Genomic DNA, 10,636 nt, shown 5'->3' with positions numbered 1-10,636 from the left:
CGGGCGGAGCGCTCACGCCCGCCCGTCGGCTCGTCAGGTCAGCCTGGTCCGGCGGGCATCAAGCCCGCCGGACAGGGGTGCCCGGCAGCGGCATGTGTCAGGAACAGTTGCGGTCCCGGGACGATCCATCGGCGCCCGCCGGCTTCCGTAGCAGGGATTCGATCCGTGTCGCGGCCGCGGCCAGATGGCCGCGAGCCTCGGTGAGCTGGTCCTCGGTGACGCCCCGGTCCCGCGCCGCGTCCCGGATGTCGTCGCGGAAGCGGTCCAGGAGCCGGTCCAGGTCCCGGGCGGGATCGCCGGTGGACGCCGCGTCGGCCGCCCACTCGATGTGCGGCTCCTCCGGGGCGGGCCTGGTGTAGTGCGGCCAAGTGCCCGTGCCCGCGAAGCTGCCGAGCCTGCCGGTGATCTCGGCCAGCCCTTCCTGCACGCCCTTGGGCCAGTCGCCGCGCGCGAAGTGCTCCTGCACCTGCCGGGCGGCGTTCTGCATCTGCTCCCGCGCCTTCTCCTGCGCCTCCTTGGCCTGGCGGCGGGCCTGCTCGGCGTCCTCACGGGCCCGGCGGGACTCGTCCTTCGCTCTGCGGGCCTGTTCCTTCCACTCCTGCTTGGCCTTGCGCAGCTCCTCCTTCGCCGTCCGCCAGCCCTCCTTGTCGCCTAGGCCGGGGTCCCAGCCGGACGTGCCGCCGCCGGCGGGCCGCCGGGACTCGGAGGCCGCCGCGCGCATCTCGCTGCGGAGCTGGCCCGCCGCACCGCGCACGTCGTCCCTGATCTCGGCAGCCAGTTCGGAGACCGACTCACGGATCTCCAGCTCCAGATCGGCCAGTTCGCCGCCTCGGCCCGCCAGTTCGGCCCGTCCCGCGTCGGTGATCGAGTAGACCTTGCGACCGCCCTCGGTGGCGTGGGTGACCAGGCCCTCCGCCTCCAGCTTCGCAAGCCGCGGATAGACGGTGCCCGCCGACGGTGCGTACAGCCCCTGGAACCGTTCCTCCAGGAGCCGGATCACCTCGTAGCCGTGGCGGGGTGCCTCGTCCAGCAGTTTGAGGAGGTAGAGGCGCAGACGGCCATGGGCGAATACGGGGGGCATGTCAGAGCACCTTTCCGGTCGGCTCGCCCTCGTGGGCGCCATCCTGCGCGGGCGGGCGGCGCAGCAGCGCGATGGAGCCCGAGACGGTCGTCGCCTTCAGCTTGCCCGCGCCCGCACCGAGTGTGCCGGTGATCTTCTTCGCTCCCCACTGGCCGCCGACCCGCAGGTCCTCGAAGGCATTGGAGACCGTGCCGCTCGCGGTGTTGGCCTCGACCCTCGCGTCCGCCGGGTACGGCAGCCGGATCGCGATCTCGCCGGAGACCGAGGTCAGCCTGATGTCGGTCGGCTTCGGCGAGGTGTCCAGGTCGAGGACCATGTGGCCCGTGACGGACTCGGCCCTGACCGAGGTGCCCGCACCCTCGACGACCGTCAGATCGCCCGACACGGACTGGAAACGGAGGTCGCCGGTGACGTTCTGCGCCTCCAGGCTGCCGGACACGGTCTCCGCCCGGACGACTCCGTCGAGTCCGACCAGGGTGCTGTCGCCGGAGATGCCCCGGAGCTCCGTGCGCCCCCGGATCCCCGAGACGACGGCCTCGGCGCCGATCACGCCCACCTCCACGGCCGCGCCCGCCGGGACGGCAAGGGAGACCGAGGCGCTGCGCCGCGAGGACCTGCGGTCGAGCCAGGTGAGGAGGCCCTGCCACGGCAGATCCTCGTAGGCGACGGTCAGGACGCCGTCCCGCTGCGTGACGATCAGGGGTGGTCCGTCGATCCCGGACACCTCCAGCCGGGCTGTCGGCTTGTCGGTGCCGACGACATTGATCACGCCGTCGACGATGCGCACCTTGAGTGCGGTGACCGGCACGTCGAAGGTGAGCTTCTGGGGCTCGGCGACGGTCCACGTCGACTCGGGCATGGATCTGACCTCCCGTTGGGTGGCGTGACGCAACATATCGCGTCTTCACAACAACACGATATATCGCGGTTCGGAGAAGTCAAGAGAATGCGGATGATGGGGGCGGGCGCAGGGGTGAAGGTCTCGCAAGTCATCCATATCGGGTCGAATTGCCCTAGCGTGTGGGACATGACCGCGACATCCGTGGGTGCCCTGCTGCTGTGCCGGGCCGACCCCCAGACCGTACGGCCCGTCGCCCACCTCCTGCGGGAGGGCTTGTTGCTCGTGCCCGCGGGGGACGGCTGGAGCGTGCTCGTCCCCGAAGGCAAGCCCTGGCGCAGGGACGGTGCAGCGGGCGCCGAGGCCGGGGGAGGGGCCGAACCGGTCGACCGGGTCGTGGGTGGCTGGGCCACCGCTCTGGCCGTGGGCTCCACCTGGCCCGTGCTCGCCCTGTGGTGGGACGGCGACCGGTCCGGCTACACCCTCGCAGCCGGCTTCCGGCGCCCGGTCGGCTACACCTGGCTGGCCGACGGCACCCCGGTCGGCGAGGACGAGGCCATGCGGACCTTCGCCGTCCGGCTGGGCCTCGACCCCGTTCTCGATGTCCAGGTGCTGGAGGGGCTCACCCGTGCGGACCCCGAGGCGGACGCCGATACCCGGCTGCGCGGGCTGCTGGCCGTGCTGAGCCGGACCGGGGTGGAGCTCCCGCCCGGCTTGGCGCCCGGTGAATCCGCCGACCGCCTTCGCTCGGTCGCCGGAATCCTGCCGCAGGCGGAACAGATCGAGTGGGCCGGCTGGCGCGACGCCGTACGCGTGGAACTGGACACGGTGGAGAGCGGGAGCCTCGGCCCCTGGGTGCTCGGCCCGAGGGCCCGCGCGATCGCCGCGGTGCAGGTGGCGGCCGGTCTGCCGCTCACTCTGTGGGGTGCCAGCCGACGCAGCGGGGGCTGGGCCACGGCGGGCCTGTTGCTGCTGGCGCAAGGACTGCTGGGCCTCGCGTACGACCGGTTCAGGGGGAGAGCCGCGGGCGCCCGGAGCTCCGGTCGGTGACCGCGGGCCTCAGGTTCCGGTGACTACTCGTCCTCGTCCTCGTCGTCCAGGCGCGCCAGCCACGTCGCGAGACGTTCGACGGGGACCTCGAAGTCGGGGTTGAGGTCCACGAACGTACGGAGCTGCTCGGCGAGCCACTCGAAGGTGACCTCCTCCTCGCCGCGCCGTTTCTCCAGTTCCTCGATGCCACGGTCCGTGAAGTACATGGGACAAGAATAACGAGGTCCGGAAACCGGAGGACCCGGCCCCGCGAAGATCTCGCGGAACCGGGTCGCCGGCGTACAGCGGCTGATCAGGCCTCGAAGACCTCGGCGACCAGCTGAGCCTGCTCGGCCTGGTGGCGCTTGGCCGAACCCACCGCCGGGGACGAGCCGTGCGGGCGCGAGATGCGGCGCAGGCGCTCACCGTGCGGCACATCGGCGCCCACGGCCAGGTCCAGGTGGTCGATCAGGTTGAGCGCGATGAACGGCCACGCACCCTGGTTCGCCGGCTCCTCCTGGGCCCAGAGGTACTTCTCGGCGTTCGGGTACTTGGCGATCTCGGCCTGGATCTCCGCGCCGGGCAGCGGGTACAGGCGCTCCAGCCGGATGATCGCGGTCTCCGTGTCGCCGCGCTTCTCGCGCTCGGCGTCCAGGTCGTAGTAGAGCTTGCCCGCGCAGAAGACGACCTTGCGGACCGCCTCGGCGTTGACCGAATCGTCACCGATGACCGGGCGGAAGCCGCCGGTGGTGAACTCCTCCACCTTCGAGGCCGCGGCCTTGAGACGCAGCATCGACTTCGGGGTGAAGACGATCAGCGGCTTGTGGTGCGGGTTGTGCACCTGCCACCGCAGGAGGTGGAAGTAGTTCGACGGGAGCGTCGGCATCGCGACCGTCATGTTGTCCTGCGCGCACATCTGCAGGAAGCGCTCCGGGCGGGCGGACGAGTGGTCCGGTCCCTGGCCCTCGTAGCCGTGCGGCAGCAGCAGGGTGACGCCGGACGTCTGGCCCCACTTCTGCTCGGCCGAGGAGATGAACTCGTCGACGACGGTCTGGGCGCCGTTGACGAAGTCACCGAACTGGGCCTCCCAGATGACCAGCGACTCCGGACGCGCCAGCGAGTAGCCGTACTCGAAGCCCATCGCCGCGTACTCGCTGAGGAGCGAGTCGTAGACGTTGTAGCGGGCCTGGTCGTCGGCCAGGTAGAGCAGCGGGGTGTAGTCCTCGCCGGTCTTCTGGTCGACGAGGACGGCGTGCCGCTGCCCGAAGGTGCCGCGGCGGGTGTCCTGGCCGGCGAGCCGGACCGGGGTGCCCTCGATCAGCAGCGAGCCGATGGCCAGGGTCTCGCCCATGCCCCAGTCGATCGTGCCGTTCTCCACGGAGGCCGCGCGGCGCTGCATCTGCGGCATCAGACGCGGGTGGACGGTGATCTCGTCGGGGATGTTGACCTGCGACTCGGCGATCAGCTTCACGACCTCCGAGGAGATCGCGGTACCAACCGACACGGGGAACTCGGCCTGGACGTCCGGGACATGCGGCTGGGACGGCGCCGAGGTGGCCTCGCGGACCTCCGCGAAGACCTTCTCCAGCTGACCCTGGAAGTCCTGGAGCGCCTGCTCGGCCTCTTCCAGCGTGATGTCGCCGCGACCGATGAGGGACTCGGTGTAGAGCTTGCGCACCGAGCGCTTCTTGTCGATCAGGGTGTACATCTGCGGGTTGGTGAACTCCGGGTTGTCGCCCTCGTTGTGACCGCGGCGGCGGTAGCAGATGAGGTCGATCACGACGTCCTTGTTGAACGTCTGGCGGTACTCGAAGGCGAGCCGCGCGACGCGGACCACGGCCTCCGGGTCGTCGCCGTTGACGTGGATGATCGGCGCCTCGATCATGCGCGCCACGTCCGTGGCGTACATCGAGGAACGCGAGGACTCCGGGGCGGCGGTGAAGCCGACCTGGTTGTTGATCACCACGTGCACGGTACCGCCGGTGCGGTAGCCGCGCAGCTGCGACATGTTGAGCGTCTCGGCGACGACGCCCTGGCCCGCGAAGGCCGCGTCGCCGTGGAGCGCGACGGGCAGGACCGTGAAGTCCGTGCCGCCCTTGTTGATGATGTCCTGCTTGGCGCGGGCGATGCCCTCCAGGACCGGGTCGACCGCCTCCAGGTGCGAGGGGTTGGCGGCCAGCGAGACCTTGATCTGCTCGCCGTCCAGACCGGTGAAGGTGCCCTCGGCGCCCAGGTGGTACTTGACGTCGCCGGAGCCGTGCATCGACCGCGGGTCGAGGTTGCCCTCGAACTCGCGGAAGATCTGCGCGTACGACTTGCCCACGATGTTCGCCAGGACGTTCAGCCGGCCGCGGTGGGCCATGCCGATGACGACCTCGTCGAGGCGGGCCTCGGCGGCGGAGTCGATGACCGCGTCGAGCAGCGGGATGACGGACTCGCCGCCCTCCAGCGAGAACCGCTTCTGGCCGACGTACTTGGTCTGCAGGAACGTCTCGAACGCCTCGGCGGCGTTGAGGCGGCGAAGGATCCGCAGCTGCTCCTCGCGCTCCGGAGCCGGGCGCGGACGCTCCACCCGGTCCTGGAGCCACTTGCGCTCCTTCGGCTCCTGGATGTGCATGAACTCGATGCCGGTGGTGCGGCAGTACGACTCACGCAGGACGCCGAGGATGTCGCGGAGCTTCATCATCGTCTTGCCGGCGAAACCGCCGACCGCGAAGTCCCGCTCCAGGTCCCACAGGGTGAGGCCGTGCTCGGTGATGTCCAGGTCGGGGTGCTTGCGCTGGCGGTACTCCAGCGGGTCGGTGTCGGCCATCACGTGACCGCGGACCCGGTAGGAGTGGATCAGCTCGAAGACCCGCGCGGCCTTGGTGACGTCGTCGTCGTGCGAGGCATCGATGTCCCTGAGCCAGCGGACCGGCTCGTAGGGGATGCGCAGCGCCTTGAAGATCTCGTCGTAGAACTCGTTCTCGCCGAGCAGGAGCTGGGACAGCACGCGCAGGAACTCGCCGGACGCCGCACCCTGGATGACCCGGTGGTCGTACGTCGAGGTCAGCGTCATGACCTTGGAGATGCCCAGCTTGTTCAGGGTGTCCTGCGAGGTGCCCTGGAACTCCGCGGGGTAGTCCATCGCGCCGACGCCCATGATGAGGCCCTGTCCGGGCATCAGGCGGGGAACGGAGTGGACGGTGCCGATGCCGCCGGGGTTGGTCAGCGAGGCGGTGACCCCGGAGAAGTCGTCCATGCCGAGCTTGCCGACACGGGCGCGGCGGACGATGTCCTCGTAGGCCTGCCAGAACTCGAAGAAGTTGAGGGTCTCGGCCTTCTTGATGGCCGCGACGACGAGTTGGCGGTCGCCGTTGGGCTTCACCAGGTCGATGGCGAGGCCGAGGTTGACGTGCTCCGGCTTGACCAGGGTCGGCTTGCCGTCCTTCACCGCGAAGGAGTAGTTCATCGACGGCATGGCCTTGAGGGCCTGCACCATCGCGTACCCGATGAGGTGCGTGAAGGAGATCTTCCCGCCGCGGGCGCGCTTCAGATGGTTGTTGATGACGATGCGGTTGTCGAAGAGCAGCTTCACCGGGACGGCGCGGACGGACGTCGCCGTCGGCAGCTCCAGGGAGGCGTTCATGTTCTTCGCGACGGCGGCCGACGGGCCGCGCAGCGTCACGTACTCCGGGCCCGCGGGGGCCTCGGCCGGGGCGTCGTTCTTCGCAGCGGCCGGAGCGGCCGCCGGGGCGGCCTTCGCGGGAGCGGCGGGAGCCGGTGCGGGAGCCGCTGCCTTGGCCGCGGGTGCGGCGGTGGGCGGGGCCGGGGCGGCGGCGGGTGCGGCCGGAGCCTGCGGCGCTGCCTGTGCCGGGGCGGGGTGGTCGACGGTGTTCGCCACGGTGGTGGCCGGGGCTGGTGTCACCGCTCCCGCGGGTGCGGGGACGGGCTTGTCCGCCGTGCCGGACACGCCCGGCTTGTAGTCGGCGAAGAAGTCCCACCAGGCGCGGTCGACCGAACTGGGGTCCTGGAGGTACTGCTGGTAGATCTCGTCGACGAGCCACTCATTGGGGCCGAAGGCGGCGGCCGGGTTGGACCCGGAGCCTGCTTCTTGGTCGGTCGAGATACTTGAGTTACTGGGGGACTGAGACGACACGGCGGCAACCGCCCTCTTCCGCTTCACAAGGTGATGGACAGCGGAAATCAAGGCTACGCCTCCCGAGCCGTTACGTGCAGGCCGGGCCGGTCTTCGTCGTGCACATCACATCGAAGCCGGGTTTCGGCGCATGAAATGGCGGGAAACAAGCAGAGTTCCGCTGCCCTTCGGGTACGCAGGCCAGCGCTGTGGCCCCTTGGACCGTATCTCTTTTCCGGGCAGGGGGAGAACGTGCTCCTCCGCTTCGAACACGGAGTCAACTACGCGGTTGCGTGTTCCCCGGGAGAGTGACCCGAATCCGGCAACCGCGGGCGGATTCGGCCACTCCGATCCTGCCGCCGTGGAGATCCACCGCCCAGCGGGCGATCGCCAGACCCAGCCCCGTGCCGCCGTCGCTGCCCGGTCCGTGCGGGGACAGGGCCTGGCCGCGGTTGAAGCGCTCGAAGACCCGGTGGCGCTCGGCCTCCGGGATTCCGGGCCCCTCGTCGATGACCTCCAGCTCGAGCGACTCGGGGTGCGCCCCGCGCCGCGCGAGCACCGTGACCCTGCCGTGTGGGGGGCTGTGCTTGACGGCGTTGTCGATGAGGTTGGCCACCACCTGGTGCAGTCGTTCCGCGTCCGCGTGGGCCGTGAGCTCCGGTGGTGACACGTCCAGATGGAGGTGGACGTCCGTACGGGAATGGTTGCCCGAGCCTGAGGAGAGCCGGCGCTGCGAGGCGGCGAGGTTCGCCTCCTTGAGCACGCCTGACAGGTACGGCCAGACCTCGAAGCGGCGGGCCTTGATCTCGACCACGCCGTTGTCGAGACGGGACAGGTCGAGGAGGGTCTCCACCAGCCTGCCGAGGCGTTCGGTCTGTCTCAGCGCCGTACGCATCGTCTCCGGGTCCGCGGCGGAGACCCCGTCCACCACGTTCTCGAGCACGGCTCTGAGCGCGGCGATGGGCGTGCGCAGCTCGTGGGAGACGTTCGCCACCAGCTCCTTGCGGTGCCGGTCCTCCGCCTCCAGGTCCTCCGCCATGCGGTTGATCGTCTGGGCCAGGTCTCCGAGTTCGTCCCGTCGTCCGGCACCGCTCACCCGCGTCGTGTAGTCGCCGTGGGAGATCGACCGGGCGACGGCGCGCATCTCGTCCAGCGGCGCGGTCAGGCCGTGGGCCACGAACTGCGTGATCAGCAGGGTGGCGATCACGGAGAAGACCGTGATGAACCGGAACTCGGTCCGGGTCCGCAGCGCCACGATCAGCAGTCCGGTCGTGATGAACACCGAGATCACGACCAGCGAGCCCAGCTTGGCCTTGATCGAGAAGGGCCGCAGTCCGGAGCCGGGCCGGGTCATGGCGCGGGGGTCTCCAGGGCGTAGCCGACACCGTGCACGGTACGGATCCGCTCGGCGCCGATCTTCCGGCGCAGGGCCTTGATGTGGCTGTCGACCGTGCGCGTGCCGGAGGCGTCCGCCCAGTCCCAGACCTCGGCCAGCAGTTGTTCCCTGGAGAGCACCGCGCGCGGGGTGTTGGCCAGGCAGACCAGGAGGTCGAACTCGGTCGGGGTCAGGTGGACGTCGTCGGCGCGCACCCGGACACGGCGCTGCGCGTGGTCGATCTCCAGCTCGCCGAGACGCAGGATGCCGCTGCGGGGGGTAACCGCGGCCAGGGCGGCACGCTCGACCCGGCGCAGCAGGACGTGGACCCGCGCCGCCAGCTCCCGCATGGAGAACGGCTTGGTCATGTAGTCGTCGGCGCCGACCCCGAGGCCGACCAGCATGTCGGTCTCGTCGTCGCGTGCGGTCAGCATCAGTACCGGTACCGGGCGCTGGGCCTGCACGCGGCGGCAGACCTCCAGGCCGTCGAAACCGGGAAGCATGATGTCGAGCACCATCAGGTCGGGCTGCCATGCCTCTGCCGCGTCCACCGCCGCGGGCCCGTCCAGTGCGGTCTGCACCAGGAAGCCCTCGGCCCGCAGACGGGCGGAGATGGCGTCGACGATCGTCGGGTCGTCCTCGACCACCAGCACCCGGCGCTGAGCGCCGGGGGTGGCCGCGACGCCGTTGTGGGTGGTGTGTGTCTGTTCCATCGCCCCGCCCCTGCCCGTTCTCGCGGAGGCCATTCCCCCGGAGGCACGGTTATCGCTTGTGGATTTCGTCGGTGATCCCTTGTGCCGGTTCAGAGCGTAAAGGCAGAAGAGGCCTCTCGGCTACGCAGGGTGTTGTCCGTCGTGAAGGTGTTACCCGCGGAAAGGGTACGGATCACCGACCTGCCCGCGTACAACCCTTGGCGGGGCGGGGTCGTGAATACCTGGTGAGGGTTCAGCCGTCCCGGAGTGCGAGATGGACCACGTCCGGCACACCTCGGGCAACGGCTACTTCTTCGGTCGTTACGGCGTGGAATCCGGCATTCCGCAACGCTGGTCCGAACTCGGCGGACGGCTGCGCGGACCACACGGCGAGCACTCCGCCGGGGTTCAGGCGTGCCCGGCACGCCGCCAGACCCGCCGGTGAGTAGAGGTTCCCGTTGCCCTCGGTGACGGTCCAGCCGGGACCGTTGTCGATGTCGAGGCACAGTGCGTCGTAACGCTCCGTGGTCATGCGGAGGTGGGCGATCAGGTCCGTCCGCAGGATCTCCGTCCGCGGATCGGTCAGGGCCGCGCCGGAGATCCGGCCGAGCGGGCCGTCCCGGTGCCAGTCCACGACCGCCTGTTCACGCTCGACGACCACGATCCTCCCCCAGCGGGGCTCGGCGGCGGCGCGCACCAGGGAGAAGCCGACACCGAGTCCGCCGATCAGGACCGACGGGGCGGGCCGGTCCGCGGGCAGGGCTGCGAGTGCGGCGTCGACGAGGAGCCGCTCGGAGCGGCCGTCCGAGGTGTCCATCAGGAAGCAGCCGTTCGCGATGATCTCGAAGTCGTCGCCGCGTTCGCGCAGGACGACTTCGCCGAACGGCCCCTCGCGGCGGTCGAGGACGACGGGGCGGGGGGCGTCTGTGGCGGGCATGTGTGCAGGTCTCCGGTCTCCGGTCTCCGGCGGATGGCTGGTCGGCCGCCGATTCTTCCCGGCGCAGGGCCTTCGAACCACTGGTTTCCCGCCACCTCACCCATGAATGGGAGGGGCCTTACCCGGCGGGCCGGGCGTGCGGGGGCACGTCGGGGGCGCGGGGGAATGGCGACGGCCCGGACGGTGCTGCTGTGGGAGTGGAGGCAGTGCTGCGGGGGAGTGGCGCCGCGAGCGGTCGGTGGGAGGGTCCCGTCTTCACCGGTTCTCCGCAGGCCGGACACAGCCCGATGTCCGTTGCAGTTGAACCTTGCGGTCGTCGGGCGCGGTGACCAGCGACGCGCAAGGTAGGTAGGTGCGGTCGGCTCTGCGGTTGGTCAGATCAACCCTGCATTTTCGGTGACCGTTGCGGAAGCTGATCGACTCAGCCCGGATCCACCGGTGAATCTCGCGGGGGCGCAGTCTCTCGCCGAGAAGCGTCGGCTGTGTGAGGCAGGGGTGTGAGGGCGTGCGAGATCCGCCGTGCGCGGGTCGCGGCTCGTCCGGAGCTTTCGGGTCGGGGGTGCGGTG

Annotated in this window: 8 protein-coding genes; 1 reads left to right on the top strand and 7 read right to left on the bottom strand. The window is 70.2% G+C overall.

What is annotated here, in order from left to right; translation table 11 throughout:
• Nucleotides 1–97: 97 nt before the first annotated feature.
• Both ACFU5K_RS29620 and ACFU5K_RS29615 read right to left on the bottom strand, forming a co-directional pair.
• Complete coding sequence (locus ACFU5K_RS29620; RefSeq protein ID WP_384067092.1) at nucleotides 98–1,081, bottom strand: helix-turn-helix transcriptional regulator; 984 nt, start codon at nucleotides 1,079–1,081, stop codon at nucleotides 98–100.
• A 1-nt stretch (nucleotide 1,082) separates the two neighbouring features.
• Nucleotides 1,083–1,940: a DUF4097 domain-containing protein gene (locus ACFU5K_RS29615; protein ID WP_384067090.1), complete on the bottom strand. Its 858-nt coding sequence runs from the start codon at nucleotides 1,938–1,940 to the stop codon at nucleotides 1,083–1,085.
• 168 nt (nucleotides 1,941–2,108) lie between these two features.
• On the opposite strand from ACFU5K_RS29615, the gene ACFU5K_RS29610 reads away from it, so the two are divergent.
• Nucleotides 2,109–2,969 carry a hypothetical protein gene (locus ACFU5K_RS29610; RefSeq protein WP_384067087.1) on the top strand — a complete coding sequence of 287 codons (861 nt, stop codon included), beginning with the start codon at nucleotides 2,109–2,111 and terminating at the stop codon, nucleotides 2,967–2,969.
• Nucleotides 2,970–2,992: 23 nt separating this feature from the next.
• On the opposite strand, the gene ACFU5K_RS29605 is transcribed toward ACFU5K_RS29610, so the two are convergent.
• From ACFU5K_RS29605 to ACFU5K_RS29585, 5 genes are all read right to left on the bottom strand, one after another.
• Nucleotides 2,993–3,175: a DUF6104 family protein gene (locus ACFU5K_RS29605; RefSeq protein WP_003961784.1), complete on the bottom strand. Its 183-nt coding sequence runs from the start codon at nucleotides 3,173–3,175 to the stop codon at nucleotides 2,993–2,995.
• 86 nt (nucleotides 3,176–3,261) lie between these two features.
• The gene (locus ACFU5K_RS29600) at nucleotides 3,262–7,086 is read right to left on the bottom strand and encodes a multifunctional oxoglutarate decarboxylase/oxoglutarate dehydrogenase thiamine pyrophosphate-binding subunit/dihydrolipoyllysine-residue succinyltransferase subunit (protein WP_384067084.1); all 3,825 of its coding nucleotides are present in this window, start codon (nucleotides 7,084–7,086) and stop codon (nucleotides 3,262–3,264) included.
• A gap of 256 nt (nucleotides 7,087–7,342) precedes the next feature.
• Nucleotides 7,343–8,419 (bottom strand): ATP-binding protein, encoded by a 1,077-nt coding sequence (locus ACFU5K_RS29595; protein WP_384067080.1) that lies wholly within the window; start codon nucleotides 8,417–8,419, stop codon nucleotides 7,343–7,345.
• Nucleotides 8,416–9,153 carry a response regulator transcription factor gene (locus ACFU5K_RS29590; protein ID WP_056794186.1) on the bottom strand — a complete coding sequence of 246 codons (738 nt, stop codon included), beginning with the start codon at nucleotides 9,151–9,153 and terminating at the stop codon, nucleotides 8,416–8,418. The genes ACFU5K_RS29595 and ACFU5K_RS29590 overlap by 4 nt, the downstream gene beginning before the upstream one ends.
• A gap of 232 nt (nucleotides 9,154–9,385) precedes the next feature.
• A complete protein-coding gene (locus tag ACFU5K_RS29585; protein ID WP_384067077.1) occupies nucleotides 9,386–10,069 on the bottom strand; it encodes a spermidine synthase in 684 nt (227 codons plus the stop codon).
• Between the last annotated feature and the right edge of the window lie 567 nt (nucleotides 10,070–10,636).

This window comes from Streptomyces sp. NPDC057428, assembly GCF_042803195.1.
Taxonomy (GTDB): domain Bacteria; phylum Actinomycetota; class Actinomycetes; order Streptomycetales; family Streptomycetaceae; genus Streptomyces.
The sequence above is the reverse complement of the archived record's forward strand: the minus strand, read 5'-3'. Positions and strand labels throughout refer to the sequence as shown.